Source organism: Streptomyces albireticuli (assembly GCF_002192455.1).
Taxonomy (GTDB): domain Bacteria; phylum Actinomycetota; class Actinomycetes; order Streptomycetales; family Streptomycetaceae; genus Streptomyces; species Streptomyces albireticuli_B.
Genome location: NZ_CP021744.1, coordinates 1,112,669 through 1,126,172, shown reverse-complemented (window position 1 = coordinate 1,126,172; position 13,504 = coordinate 1,112,669). Strand labels below are relative to the sequence as shown.

The following is a 13,504-nucleotide window of genomic DNA, read 5'->3' as shown; positions in this document are numbered from 1 at the left end:
GTCGCGGGCCGGGGCGGCGGCGCGGGCCGGGGAGCGGCTGGGCCGCCGGTGTGGGTGCGCCCGCGGCAGTCTCCCGCCGCTCCCCGGGAGTCATCAGGTGCCCGCCGCCGCGCGCCGCGCCGCCGGCGTGAGCGCGTCGGCGGCGAGGTTGACGCTCACGGCCAGGAGCCCGATGGCGAGGCTGGGCGCGACGACGGCCCAGGGGTTGAGGAGGGCGCCGGGGGCGTTCTCCCGGATCATCAGCGCCCAGTCGGCGGCGGGCGGCCGGGGCCCGAGCTGGAGGAAGCCGGCCATCGAGATGACGTAGACGGCGGCGACGAAGCGCAGGCCGAACAGGGCGAGGACGGTGGCGCGCAGGTTGGGCAGCACCTCGCGCAGCGCCAGGTGCCACAGCCGTTCGCCGCCCGCGGCGGCCGCCTCGACGAAGCCGGACGCGGCGACGGGGGCGGCCGCGCTCGCGACGACGCGCACGGCGTACGGGACGCCGAGCGCGAGGGCGGCGGCCATGACGGCGAACCGCCCGCCGCCGGGCCAGGCCAGGGCGAGCAGCATCATGCCCAGCACCGGCGGCAGCAGGATGGCGATGTCGGCGCCGCGCTCGACGAGCCGCCCCACGGTGGGGGAGAGCACGGCGAAGCAGCCGAGCACGGCGGCCACGGCGGTGACGGTGACGGCGACGGCCAGGGCGCTGCCGATGAGGGCGCTGCCGCCGTGCAGCATCCGGCTCAGCACGTCGCGGCCGAGCTGGTCGCCGCCGAGGAGTGCCGCGGTGCCGGGCGGGGCGTAGGGCGCGGTGACCGGTTCGTCCATCGGGCGCGGGGCGAACAGCGGCCCGGTCAGCGCGAGCAGGGTCAGCAGGGCGCCGGGAGCCACCGCGAGGAGCACGCGGGCCCGGGCGCGCGGGGCGCGGGCGGGGGTGAGGGCGGCGGAGCTCATGGGCGGGCTCCCAGGGTGCGGGCGCGGATGACGTCGGCGCACAGCAGGACGAGGCTGATGACGGCCCCGGTGCAGGCCACGACCCCGGCGATGACCGGTGTGTCGCGGTCGCTCACGGCACCGGCCAGGACGGTGCCGAGGCCGGGGTAGTTGAAGAGGGTCTCCACGACGACGGCGCCGCCCAGCAGCATCCCGGTGGACGTCGCGGCGCCCGTGGCGATCGCGGGCCACGCGCCGGGGAGCGCGTGCCGGAGCAGCACGCGCCGGGGGGACAGGCCGTCCAGCCGGGCGGCGCTCACGTGCGGGGCGCCGGCCTGGTCGGCCAGGGCGCCGCGGACGATGCGGGCGTTCCAGCCGGCCTGCGGCACGGTGAGGGCCAGGACGGGCATGACCAGCATGGTCCAGGAGGCGGGCGCGCCGTCGGGGGCGGTGAGGGTGACGGCGGGCAGCCAGCCGGTCCACAGGGACAGCGGCAGCAACAGGCCGACGGAGACCACGAATTCGGGCAGGGCCAGGGTGATACCGGAGGTGACGTTGACGATCCGGTCGACCGGGCCGCCCGGGCGCAGGGCCGCCCAGCAGCCCAGGGCGAGCGCCGTGGCGAGGGTCGCGGCGAAGGCCGTGCCGCCGAGCAGGAGGGTGTTGGGGAAGGGCGCGGAGAGCAGGTCGGTGACGTGCTCGCCGCGGGCGGAGGTGCCGAGGTCGCCGGTGGGCAGGGCCGTCATCCAGTCCAGGAACCGCTCCCACACCGGCCGGTCCAGGCCGAGCAGACGGCGGCGGGCCGCGGCGTCGGCGGCGCTCTCGCCGCGGTCGGAGGTGGCCGACGCGGCGTCGCCGGGCAGCAGTTCGACGGCGGCGAACACGGCGGCGAGCAGCACGGCCAGCATCAGGGCGCGCTTGGCGAGCACCACGCCGGCGCCGAGGGCCGCCGCCGCGGCACGGCGCGGGGCCGGGGCCGCCACCGGGGGAGTGGCGGCCTCGGTCCGTTCCGTCGCCGTCCCGCTCAACGGGCCAGCCAGACGCGTTCGAGCTGAACCCGTCCGTAGCCGGGCAGCTTGGGCAGGTCGCGCACCTTGGAGCCGGCCAGGTCGATGCCGTCGGCCACGCCCCACAGCAGATAGCCGGACCGGTCGTGCTCGATGCGCTGGAGCTCGCGGAGGGCCGTGGCGCGGGCCTTCTCGTCGGCGGCGCCGACGGCCTTGCGGTACGCGCTGTCGAAGCCCGGGTCCGACCAGCCGGCCTCGTTCTGCCCGGCGCCGGTGATCATCTTGGCGGCGAGGAAGATCACGGAGTCGTTGGTGCCCCAGTAGTTGGTGTAGAAGGAGCCCTTGAGCCAGGTCTTCTCGTAGAAGGCGCCCGACTCCTGCTTGACGACCTTGACCTTGACGCCGGCCTCGCGGGCGTGGTTGGCGAACAGGGTCGCGGACTCGGCCAGTCCGGGGACGTCCTCGGTGGTGACGAGCTCGTAGGTCCTGGACAGGTCGAAGCCCGCCTCGGCGAGCAGCTTCCTGGCCTTGGCGAGGTCGCGCGTGCGCCGGGGGAGGTCCTTGGCGTAGGCCGGGTCGGCGGTGCCCAGCACGTCGTTGGCGACGGTTCCGTAGCCGGAGAGGACCTGCTCGACCATCGCCTCGCGGTCGACGACGAGCTTCATGGCCTCGCGGACCCTGACGTCGGCGAAGGGGCCGTCGGCGGTGCGCATGACGAGGGGCAGCGCCATGTCGCCCGGCCGGCGGACGAGCTGGACGTCCTTGCGCGAGGCCGCCGAACGGGCCGCGACGGGGCCGACGTTGGAGGCCAGGTCGATCTGGCCGCCCAGCAGGGCGTTGGCCATGGCCTGGGGGCTCTCGAACATGGTGACCTCGATGGCGTCGAGGTGCACCCGCCCGCCGTGCCACGTGTCGTTGCGCACCAGCCGGGCGTTGCCGCCCCGGAACCAGTCGAGCTTGAACGGGCCGGTGCCCGGGGCCTTGGGGATGTCCTTGCCGGGGGTGTCCTTCTTGAGGACGAACGTCGACAGGCGGGTCAGCAGGGGCAGTTCGGCGTTGGCGTCGTCGGAGACCAGCACGACGGTGTCCTTGCCGTCGGCGGTGATGTTCTCCGCCTTGACGCCCGGCAGCCGGGAGGCGCCGGCGGGGGTGTTGCGGAGTCTGCGCAGCGACCACACCACGTCGTCGGCGGTGACCGGTGAACCGTCGTGGAACGTCGCGCCCTTCGCGAGGGTGAAGCGCCAGGTCTTGAGGTCGCCGGAGGGTTTCCAGCTGGTGGCGAGGCGGCCGACGGTGTTGTCCTTGAGGCCGGGTGCGGTGAGGGTGTCATGGACGAGGGCGATGATCAGGTAGTCGCTCTCGTTGCCCTGGTTGCCGTGCGGGTCACGTGTGGTGGCGGAGGCGCGGCCCAGCGCGCCGACGCGGAGGGTGCCGCCTTTCCGGGGGGTGCCGCCGGAGGAGTCCGCCGGTGAGGATGCCGCGTCCTTGTCGCCGCCGCACGCGGTGAGCAGGGCGGCCGTGCCTATGCCGCCGCCGGCCCAGAGCGCCTGACGCCTTGTCCAAATCACGTAAGTCCCCGTTCCGCAGAAGTTGCACTTACTTAGGTTTGGCTACCCTGAAAATGGACGTGATCGCAACTGTGCGTGGGCCGTGAAACGAAAGACGAATTGGCCTCAACCTCCGTTTCCCGCCCGGCAATTGGGCAAAATCGGGTGAAGCGAACTACCGTCCGGTAAGGGTTGCCTTACCTAAATTCGATGGTAGTTTCCTAGGCGACCGCTGCTGTCGGCAGCCGAGTTTCCGCCACCTTCCGTAACCCCCCTCACAGACCCCGGCCGGGGCTCCGCCCTGCCCTCGGGCCGCTTCCGAGGCATGCCCGGGAACGATCCCTCCGCCCTCACCACGGAAACGGACACTTCGCCATGAGCACGGGAGTCCCACCCGTCCGCCTGCTCGACCCCACCGCCGCCGCCGAGGTCGACCACGCCGCCGGAACGATCCTCGCCACGTACGGCACCTCCGCCACGTCCGCCCAACTCCTCGGACACGTCGCCCGGTCGGCCGCCGACCTCAGCGAGTCGGTCCGGCGGCACCTGCGGCCCGTCGACACCGACGACGGCCTGTTCGTGCTGCGCGGCCTGACCGTCGACGACATCGCCGTGGGCCCCACGCCCGAGAGCTGGGCAACGGCGGGGGACCGCGGCGCCGCCCACGACATCGCGATGCTGCTGCTCGCCACCGTCATGGGCGACCCCCTCGCCTGGGAGGGGCAGCAGGAGGGCCGCTTCGTCCACAACATCGTCCCCGCCCCCGGCCACGAGGCGGAGCAGACCGGCGCCAGCAGCGACGTCCTCCTCAGCCCGCACACCGAGGACGCCTTCCACCCGGGCCGCGCCCACCTGCTGATGCTCGGCTGCGTCCGTAACCACGACCGGGTCGCCACCACCGCCGCGAGCGTCCGCCACGTGCGCCTGGACGAGGACGACATCGCCGCGCTCACCCGCCCCGAGCTGCCCATCCTCCCCGACGACGCCTACACGAACGTGTGGGACCCGGGCGAGCGCGGGGCCGGGCGGCCACCGGACGTCCCCACCCTCTGGCGCTCCCCCGACGGCCTCACCCTGCGCTTCGACCCCGCCTACACCCCGCTGGAGAAGGCCACCCCCGGCTACCGGGCCGCGTGCGGGCGCCTGGAGGCCGAACTCGCCCGCGTTTCCGTCGCGGTGAGCCTCGAACCCGGCGAGGTCCTCGTCATCGACAACGACCTCGTGGTGCACGGCCGGGTCCCGTTCAAGGCCCGCTACGACGGCACCGACCGCTGGCTCAAGCGCGCCTCCGTACGCGTACCCGGGCGCACCACCCGGCCGCCGGCCGAGACCGCCGAACACGGCTACGGCCAGGCCGCCGTGGAGGCGTACGCGACGCGGGGCGCGGGCTGAGCACGGCGCCCGCCGCGCGGCCTCACCGGCGTCCCGCCCCTGCCGGCCGCCGCCCCTGCCGGCCGTCACCCCTGCCGACCGCCGGCCCGCACCGATCACCGGCCTTGCCCACCACAGGCCCACCGCAAGACCTACCTGTCACCACAGGCTTCACCGCGCACCGGATCGCACCCATCACCCTCACCGAACACCCCATCGCGGACGAGGAGCGAGACATGACCGGTACCACGGAACCCCGGATACCCCTCGGCGCGGCCGCACCCGCCGACGACAGGACCCTGCGCCTGCTGTCCACCAGCGACCTCGCGGGCCTCGACATCTCCCTGGCCGACGTCGTCGGCACGGTCGAGGGCGCCTACCGCACCCTGGCCGCCGGCCGCTCGGACAACCCGCGCAAGCTCACCGTCAAACCCTCCGACGGCCACTCCGTCTCGTACGCGATGCTCGGCCGTGACGGCTCCCGCGACGTCGTCGCCGTCAAGACCTCGTACAAGCACGGCCTGCACAAGGGCCGCGAGGAGCAGCACTACTACACCTCCCTCACGCTCTACGACGACGTCACCGGCCTGCCCGTGGCGATGATGGACTGCGGCCGCGTCGGCGCCCTGCGCACCCCGGCCGTCTCCGCCCTGCTGGCCCGCGAGTGCGCCGCCCCCGGGGCCCGCAGCGCGCTGGTGATCGGCACCGGCACCCAGGGGCGGCTGGCCCTGCCGTTCCTGCTGACCACGCTGCCCGGCCTGGACCGGCTGATGCTCTTCGGCACCCACCCCGAGGGCATCGAGGCCGTACGGGCGCGGCTGCGCGCCCACTTCCCCGGCCGCGACGTCGAGGTCGTGGCCGACGTCCGGGCCGCGGCGGGCGACGCCGACGTCGTCGTGGCCACGGCCGGCGCGCACACCCCCGCCGCCGTCGAGGCCGGGGACCTGGCGCCGGGAACGCTGGGGATCCTGGTCGGCCACGGCCTGGCCCCCTCCACGCTGCACCGCGCCGACCGCGTCGTGGCCACCAGCGAGGCCCAGATGAACGTCACCGGCACCGACATGGCCGACGCCGACGGCAAACTCCCCGCCGTGGACGCCGAGTTCCCCCCGGTCCTCGCGGGCGCGGCGGCGGGCCGCACCGCGCCGACCGAGCGGATCTTCGCCTACAACAGCGGCCTGGTCGTCACCGACATCGCCCTCGGCCACCGCTTCGCCCAGCTCGCCATCGAGCAGGGCCTCGGGACGCGGGTGCCGCTGTGGCGGTGAACGGCATACCCCCGGCCCCTCCCGGCCCTCCCTCCCTGCCCGCGCATCCGGACCCCGCGACGGACGCGATCCTCGACAGCGGCCTGCTCCACGAGCTGTCCCACGCCTTCGGCGGCCCGTTCCACTTCCTGCTGCCGCACCGCTTCGACGCCAACCTGGCCGCGCTCCGCGCCGCCCTGGACGAGGCGGGCGTGGACGGGCGCGTGTACTACGCGAAGAAGGCCAACAAGGCCGCCGTATGGGTCGAACGCTGCGCCGCCCGCGGCGCCGGTGTCGACGTCGCCGCCCCTGGCGAGCTCCGCGAGGCCCTCGGCCACGGCGTCCGCGGCGAGGACCTCGTCGTCACCGGGCCCGCCAAGAGCGACGAACTGCTGCGGGCGGCCGCCCTCCACGGCGCCCTGACCACCGTCGACTCCCTCGGCGAACTGGACCGCCTCCTCACCGGGGCCCGGACCCGGAGCGGCGCGCTCCGCCCGGCCCGGCTGCTGCTGCGCCGGCTCCCCCCGGCGCAGCCGGAGAGCCGCTTCGGCATGGACGGGGCCGAGATCGAGGAGGCGCTGGGGCGGTGCGTGCGCGCCGGTGACGCGATCCGGATGGAAGGCTTCTCCTTCCATCTGTCCGGCTACGCCACCCGGCCGCGCGCCGACCTCGCCGGACACCTCGTCGACCTCTGCCTCAAGGCCCGCGCCATGGGCCTGCGGGCCGACCGGATCAGCATCGGCGGCGGCCTCGCCGTCGACTACACGGCCGCCGCCGACTGGCACGCCTTCCTCGCGGCGCAGCGGCCCGCGCACTACCACGCCCGTAAGTCCTTCGCGGCGGGCGACTTCTACCCCTACCACTCGCCGGTCGCCGGGGCCGCCGCGCTCCGGGCCGTGCTGGACGCCGTCCCCGAGGGCGGCCGCGAGAGCCTGGCCGCCAGACTCCGGGGGACGGGCACGAGGCTGCTGGCGGAGCCCGGGCGCGCGCTGCTGGACCGGGCGGGCTCGTCCGTCTTCCGCGTCCAGGGCGTCAAGGACCGTGCCGGCTACGCGATCCTCACCGTCGACGGGACCAGCCTGAGCCTGTCCGAGCAGTGGTTTGGCAGCGAGTACCTGCCCGACCCCGCCCTGGTCACCCCGGCCGGGCGGGCCCTCGGCCAGGGCGCGCACCCCGCGTGCGTGGGCGGGGCGACCTGCCTGGAGTCCGACCTGCTCACCTGGCGCAAGATCCCCTTCCCGGCCCGCCCGGCCGTCGGCGACCTGCTCGTCTACCCCAACACGGCCGGGTACCAGATGGACTCCAACGAGTCCTCGTTCCACGACCTGCCGCTGCCACCGAAGATCGTCATCGAGGCCGCGGGCGGGCGGGGGACCGGAGGCGGGCGGCCCCGCTGGCGCCTCGACCGGCACCTCGCCCGCTGACCCTGCCCGCTGTTCCCGCCCCGCCCTCGTCCGAGCCGAGCTCGTCCCTCTCCACCTGTCACAGGAGTTCCTCCATGAACGAGGCACTGACGCGCCCCGCCGTGGTCTCCCGCATATCCGACCTCATCGGATACACCCCGCTGTTCGAACTGTGCCGCACCGACACCGGCAGCCGCCTGCTCCTCAAGCTGGAGATGTACAACCCCACCGGCAGCGCCAAGATCCGGATGGCCCGCCAGATGGTCCTCGACGCCGAGGCCCGCGGCGCGCTCCGCCCCGGCGGCCGCATCATCGAGTCCACCTCGGGCAACACCGGCCTCGGACTCGCCGTCATCGCCGCCGAGCGCGGCTACGCCTTCACCGCCGTCGTCGACAACCACGCCTGCCCCGACAAGCTGCGCGGCATGAAGGCGCTCGGCACCGAGCTCGTCCGGGTCGCCGACGACGGCACGGACGAGCTCGCCACCGCGGCCCGCGAGGAACTCGCCGCGGAGATGGCGCGCGGCCGGGACAACACCGTCTTCACCGAACAGCACAACAACCCCAGCAACGGCATCGGCTACCACCCCGTCGCCCACGAGCTCCACCAGGCGCTCGACGGCCGCATCGACGTCCTGATCGGCGCCGTCGGCACCGGCGGCGCCCTCTGCGGCACCGCCCGGGAGCTGCGCAAGCTCGTACCGGCCTTCAGGACCATAGGCGTCGAACCCAAGGGGTCCGTGGCCTTCGGCGGCCCCGCCCACGACTACTACCAGTCCGGCACCGGCACCCCCGAGGGCGCCGGGATCGGCGCGCTCGTGGACTTCGACCTGATCGACGAGGGCGTGAAGGTCGGCGACGTCGAGGCGTTCGCCACCGCCCGCGCCGTCGCCCGCACCGGCCTGCTCATCGGCGGCTCCGCCGGGGGAGTGGTCCACGAGGCGCTGGCCCGCTTGCGGTCGTTCCCCCCGGGCACCACCATGGTCGCCCTCGTCAACGACGGCGGAGAGAAGTACATGGACACGGTCTTCGACGACGACTGGATGAACGCCCGGAACCTCGTCGACCTCGCGGTGGAGCGCGAGATCGACGAGACCCTGACCAAGCTCCGCAAGAACTGATGCCCACCGTGCGGCGGACCGGGCCGGCCACCCTGCTCCGCGACAGCCGGGCCCTGGCCGGCCTCGCCGTCCCCCTCGTCCTCACCCAGCTCGCCCAGGTCGCCCTGACCACCACCGACACGGTGATGATGGGCCTCCTCGGCACCCGGGACCTGGCGGCCGGCGGCCTCGCGCTCGTGCTCTTCAACCAGCTCCGCACCATGGGCGTCGGCCTCGTCACCTCCGTGGGCAACCGGATCGCGGCCGCCGCCGCCCGCGCCGAGACCGCGGACGGCGCCGCCCGCGGTGGTGAGGATGCCCGCGGCGGTGCGGACGTCCGCCGGATCGTGCGCGCGAGCATGGCCGTGGCCACGCTCGCCGGCCTCGCCGGAGCCGTCCTCCTGATCCTCCTCGGCGAGGGCCTGACCCTCCTCGGCCAGGAGGCGGCCGTCGCCGCCCGCGCCCGTACGATGCTCCTCGCCCTCGCCCCCGGACTGCTGCCCTGCCTGTGGTTCCAGGCCGTCCGCCAGTTCACCGTCGGCATGCGCCGCCCGCAGGCCCTGCTGCGGATCACCCTCGCCTCCGTCGCGGTCAACGCCGGACTGAACTGGGTGCTCGTCCACGGCACCTGGGGCCTGCCGGAGCTCGGGCTCCCCGGCATCGGCGTGGCCACCTCCACCGTCCACCTCCTCTCCTTCCTCGCCCTCTACGCCTCGGCGCGCCGGGACGCCGTGCTGGCCCCGCTGCTGAGCCCGAACGCCCTCAAGGCCGACCGTGCCACCGTGCGCGAACTCGTCCGCCTGGGCGTCCCCGTCGCCGCGACCTACGGTTCCGAGGCGGGGTTCTTCTCCGTGACGGCCCTGATGGCCGGCTCCTTCGGCAGCGCCGCCCTGGCCGCCCACACCGCGGTCAACCAGCTCGTCTACATCGTCTTCCAGGTCGCCGTCGGCCTCTCCCACGCGGCCTCCATCCACGTCAGCCGCGAGCTCGCCCTCGGCCGCTTCGACGCCGCCCGGCGTCTCCGGGACACCGCGCTCGCCTGCGGCGCCGCCGTCATGACCGCCGTCGCCGTCGTCTACGTCACCCTGCCCGGCCCGGTGCTGCGCCCGTTCCTCGACCCCGGCGCCACGGGCGACGGCGAAGCCGTGACGATCGCGACCCGGCTGCTGCTCGTCGTCGCCGTGCTCCAGTTCTTCGACTGCGCCCAGAACATCGGCGTGGGGCTGCTGCGCGGCCTCGACGACACCCGCGGCGGGTTCCGCGTCACCCTCGTCGGCTACTGGGCCGTCGGGCTGCCCGCCGCGTGGCTCCTCGGCCACGCCGCGGGCCTCGGAACCCTCGGCATCTGGCTCGGCCTCCTCACCGGCCTCGCCACCACGGCGCTCCTGCTCCTGCGCCGCTACGCCGCCGGGCTGGGGGCCTGTGCCAGAGCCCATGAGGCGGAGCGCCAGGCGGTCGGTAAATCGAATATGCTGGGCAATTGCGGGTAAAACGGGCGCCGGTGGTCGTATGCCGGTGATGGGCCGGGCAATCGGCCCGGTACCGGCCGCGCCCGGCGCCGCGGGAACGCCGTGGGAAGGTGGTCGCGTGACCTTGGAGGACCTCGTCCGGCTGCGCCGGGCCCGCGACATGATGGACCGCGACTACGCGAAGCCGCTCGACGTCCCCGCGCTGGCGCGGCACGCTCTCATGTCCCCGGGTCACTTCTCCCGCAGCTTCCGCGCCGCCTTCGGCGAGACGCCCTACAGCTACCTCATGACGCGCCGGATCGAGCGGGCCAAGGCGCTGCTGCGGCGGGGCGACCTGTCGGTGACCGAGGTCTGCTTCGAGGTCGGCTGCACCTCGCTGGGATCGTTCAGCTCGCGCTTCACCGAGCTGGTCGGCGAGAGCCCGAGCGCCTACCGGGCCCGCGGCCACGACGCGAGCGCGGCCGTCCCGCCCTGCTTCGCCAAGATCTACACCCGGCCGGTCAGGAATGGAGAAGCGAAACGCACCACCCGCCCGTAGCGTGACACGCATGGACATCAAGCTTTCACAGTGTTTCCTCGCCGTCGACGACCACGACAAGGCACTGGCCTTCTACCGGGACGTCCTCGGCCTGGAGGTGCGCAACGACGTCGCGTTCGAGGGGATGCGCTGGGTGACCGTCGGCGCGCCGTCGCAGCCGGACGTGAACATCGTCCTGGAGCCGCCCGTGGCGGACCCGAACGCCTCGCCCGCCGACAGGCAGGCCATGGCGGAGCTCATGGCGAAGGGACTGCTGCGCGGCGTCATCTTCTCGACCGACGACTGCGACGCGACCTTCGAGCGCGTCAGCGCGGCGGGCGGCGAGGTGCTCCAGGAGCCCGTCGACCAGCCGTACGGGGTCCGGGACTGCGCCTTCCGCGACCCCTCCGGCAACATGCTGCGCTTCACCCAGCCCCGTCACCGGTGAGCACGGGCGAGGCGAAGCCGACGGAGCCCGTGAAGACGCCCGAGTGAAAGACGGAGAAACGATGAGCAGGGCCACCAGGCCGGGTACGAAGCCGCCCGCGCCGCACGCCGCCGACAGCCACGACCTGATCCGGGTGCACGGCGCGCGCGTGAACAACCTCAAGGACGTCAGCGTCGAGCTCCCGAAGCGCAGGCTGACGGTGTTCACCGGCGTCTCCGGCTCCGGCAAGAGCTCGCTGGTGTTCGGCACGATCGCCGCGGAGTCGCAGCGGCTGATCAACGAGACCTACAGCGCCTTCCTCCAGGGCTTCATGCCGACGCTCGCCAGGCCCGAGGTCGACGTCCTCGAAGGGCTGACGACCGCGATCATCGTCGACCAGCAGCGGATGGGCGCCGACCCGCGCTCCACGGTCGGCACCGCCACCGACGCCAACGCGATGCTGCGCATCCTCTTCAGCCGGCTCGGCAAGCCCTACATCGGCCCGCCCACCGCGTTCGCCTTCAACGTCCCGAAGCGGACGGCCAGCGGGTCCATGACCGTCGACAAGGGCAAGGGCGAGCGGATCACGGTGCGCAAGGCCGTCTACCACGGCGGCATGTGCGCGCGCTGCGAAGGCCGGGGCACGGTCTCCGACATCGACCTCACCCAGCTCTACGACGCCACCAAGTCGCTCGACGAGGGCGCGCTCACGATCCCCGGCTTCACCATGGACGGCTGGTACGGCCGCATCTTCCGGGGCTGCGGCTTCTTCGACCCGGACAAGCCGATCCGCAGGTTCACCAAGAAGGAGCTGCACGACCTCCTCCACAAGGAGCCGACCAAGATCAAGGTCGACGGGATCAACCTGACGTACGAGGGGCTGATCCCCAAGATCCAGAAGTCGATGCTGTCCAAGGACATCGACTCGTTGCAGCCGCACATCCGCGCGTTCGTGGAGCGGGCGACGACGTTCACCGGCTGCCCGGACTGCGGGGGCACCCGGCTCGCCGCGGAGGCGCGCTCGTCGAAGATCAAGAGGATCAACATCGCCGACGCGTGCGCGATGGAGATCAGGGACCTCGCCGAGTGGGTCCGCGGCCTCGACGAGCCGACGGTCGCGCCGCTGCTCGGCAAGCTGCTCCACACCCTCGACTCGTTCGTCGAGATCGGGCTCGGCTACCTGTCGCTGGAGCGGCCCGCGGGCACGCTGTCGGGTGGCGAGGCGCAGCGCGTCAAGATGATCCGCCACCTAGGCTCCCCGCTCACCGACACCACCTACGTCTTCGACGAGCCCACCATCGGTCTGCACCCCCACGACATCCGGCGGATGAACGAGCTGCTGCTCCGGCTGCGGGACAAGGGCAACACCGTGCTCGTCGTCGAGCACAAGCCGGAGACGATCGCGATCGCCGACCATGTCGTCGACCTCGGTCCCGGCGCCGGCACGGCGGGCGGCACCATCTGCTTCGAGGGCACCTACGAGGGGCTGCGGGCCGGCGGCACGCTCACCGGCCGCCACCTCGACGACCGGGCGGCCCTCAAGGAGAAGGTGCGGACGCCCACCGGCCGGCTCCCGATCCGCGGCGCCACCCGGAACAACCTCCAGGGCGTCGACGTCGACGTCCCGCTCGGCGTCCTCTGCGTCGTCACCGGCGTCGCCGGCTCCGGCAAGAGCTCGCTGATCCACGGCTCCGTCCCCGCCTCCGAGGGCGTCGTGTCGGTCGACCAGGCGCCCATCCGCGGCTCGCGGCGCAGCAACCCGGCCACGTACACCGGGTTGCTCGACCCGATCCGCAAGGCGTTCGCCAAGGCCAACGGCGTGAAGCCGGCGCTGTTCAGCTCCAACTCCGAGGGCGCCTGCCCCACCTGCAACGGCGTCGGCGTCGTCTACACCGACCTGGGGATCATGGCCACCGCCGAGACCACCTGCGAGGACTGCGAGGGGAAGCGGTTCGAGACCTCGGTGCTGGAGTACCGGCTCGGCGGCCGCGACATCAGCGAGGTGCTGGCGATGCCGGTGGCCGAGGCCCGGGAGTTCTTCGCCGAAGGCGAGGCGCGCATCCCGGCCGCGCACAGGATCCTCACCCGGCTCGCCGACGTCGGCCTCGGCTACCTCGGCCTCGGCCAGCCGCTCACCACGCTGTCCGGCGGCGAGCGGCAGCGCCTCAAGCTGGCCACCCACATGGGGGAGAAGGGCGGCGTCTACGTCCTCGACGAGCCGACCACCGGCCTCCACCTCGCCGACGTCGAGCAGCTGCTCGGCCTGCTCGACCGGCTCGTCGACTCCGGCAAGTCCGTCATCGTCATCGAGCACCACCAGGCGGTCATGGCGCACGCCGACTGGATCATCGACCTCGGCCCCGGCGCCGGCAACGACGGCGGCCGGATCGTCTTCGAGGGCACCCCGGCCGACCTGGTCGCCGACGGCTCGACCCTCACGGGGAGCACCTGGGGGCGTACGTCGGGGGCTGACGGAGCGCTCGGCGACACCGGCCGCCGGC

The 13,504-nt window shown here is 73.6% G+C and carries 10 protein-coding genes and 1 pseudogene; 8 read left to right on the top strand and 3 right to left on the bottom strand.

Going from position 1 to position 13,504, the window contains the following annotated elements; translation table 11 throughout:
- Positions 1–93: 93 nt before the first annotated feature.
- From SMD11_RS04805 to SMD11_RS04795, 3 genes are read right to left on the bottom strand one after another with little or no spacing between them, the layout of a single operon-like run.
- On the bottom strand, positions 94–936 hold the full coding sequence (locus SMD11_RS04805) for an ABC transporter permease (protein WP_087925237.1): 843 nt from the start codon (positions 934–936) through the stop codon (positions 94–96).
- Complete coding sequence (locus tag SMD11_RS04800; protein ID WP_418952503.1) at positions 933–1,955, bottom strand: ABC transporter permease; 1,023 nt, start codon at positions 1,953–1,955, stop codon at positions 933–935. Before SMD11_RS04800 ends, SMD11_RS04805 begins: the two co-directional genes overlap by 4 nt.
- Entirely contained in the window at positions 1,940–3,490 is a 1,551-nt protein-coding gene (locus tag SMD11_RS04795) for an ABC transporter substrate-binding protein (RefSeq protein ID WP_087925236.1), read from the bottom strand. The genes SMD11_RS04800 and SMD11_RS04795 overlap by 16 nt, the downstream gene beginning before the upstream one ends.
- A gap of 354 nt (positions 3,491–3,844) precedes the next feature.
- Between SMD11_RS04795 and SMD11_RS04790 the strand changes: the two genes are divergently transcribed.
- The 8 genes and pseudogenes from SMD11_RS04790 (at position 3,845) to SMD11_RS04755 (ending at position 13,475) form a co-directional block, all read left to right on the top strand.
- A complete protein-coding gene (locus tag SMD11_RS04790; protein ID WP_087925235.1) occupies positions 3,845–4,861 on the top strand; it encodes a TauD/TfdA family dioxygenase in 1,017 nt (338 codons plus the stop codon).
- A gap of 215 nt (positions 4,862–5,076) precedes the next feature.
- Entirely contained in the window at positions 5,077–6,108 is a 1,032-nt protein-coding gene (locus SMD11_RS04785) for an ornithine cyclodeaminase (RefSeq protein ID WP_087925234.1), read from the top strand.
- On the top strand, positions 6,099–7,511 hold the full coding sequence (locus tag SMD11_RS04780) for a Y4yA family PLP-dependent enzyme (RefSeq protein ID WP_418952408.1): 1,413 nt from the start codon (positions 6,099–6,101) through the stop codon (positions 7,509–7,511). The genes SMD11_RS04785 and SMD11_RS04780 overlap by 10 nt, the downstream gene beginning before the upstream one ends.
- 74 nt (positions 7,512–7,585) lie before the next feature.
- Positions 7,586–8,611, top strand: coding sequence for a cysteine synthase family protein (locus tag SMD11_RS04775; RefSeq protein WP_087925233.1), 1,026 nt, complete (start codon positions 7,586–7,588; stop codon positions 8,609–8,611).
- The gene (locus SMD11_RS04770; RefSeq protein ID WP_087925232.1) at positions 8,611–10,080 is read left to right on the top strand and encodes an MATE family efflux transporter; all 1,470 of its coding nucleotides are present in this window, start codon (positions 8,611–8,613) and stop codon (positions 10,078–10,080) included. Before SMD11_RS04775 ends, SMD11_RS04770 begins: the two co-directional genes overlap by 1 nt.
- A 97-nt stretch (positions 10,081–10,177) precedes the next feature.
- Complete coding sequence (locus tag SMD11_RS04765; RefSeq protein ID WP_087925231.1) at positions 10,178–10,597, top strand: helix-turn-helix domain-containing protein; 420 nt, start codon at positions 10,178–10,180, stop codon at positions 10,595–10,597.
- A 10-nt stretch (positions 10,598–10,607) separates the two neighbouring features.
- Positions 10,608–11,024 (top strand): VOC family protein, encoded by a 417-nt coding sequence (locus tag SMD11_RS04760; RefSeq protein WP_199843798.1) that lies wholly within the window; start codon positions 10,608–10,610, stop codon positions 11,022–11,024.
- 61 nt (positions 11,025–11,085) lie between these two features.
- Positions 11,086–13,475 (top strand): annotated as a pseudogene (locus tag SMD11_RS04755) (ATP-binding cassette domain-containing protein).
- Positions 13,476–13,504 lie beyond the last annotated feature (29 nt).

Coding starts and splice junctions, on each gene's coding strand:
- SMD11_RS04775 (WP_087925233.1), top strand. CDS start 7,586: ATGAACGAGGCACTGACGCGCCCCGCCGTGGTCTCCCGCATATCCGAC.
- SMD11_RS04760 (WP_199843798.1), top strand. CDS start 10,608: ATGGACATCAAGCTTTCACAGTGTTTCCTCGCCGTCGACGACCACGAC.
- SMD11_RS04770 (WP_087925232.1), top strand. CDS start 8,611: ATGCCCACCGTGCGGCGGACCGGGCCGGCCACCCTGCTCCGCGACAGC.
- SMD11_RS04805 (WP_087925237.1), bottom strand. CDS start 936: ATGAGCTCCGCCGCCCTCACCCCCGCCCGCGCCCCGCGCGCCCGGGCC.
- SMD11_RS04790 (WP_087925235.1), top strand. CDS start 3,845: ATGAGCACGGGAGTCCCACCCGTCCGCCTGCTCGACCCCACCGCCGCC.
- SMD11_RS04785 (WP_087925234.1), top strand. CDS start 5,077: ATGACCGGTACCACGGAACCCCGGATACCCCTCGGCGCGGCCGCACCC.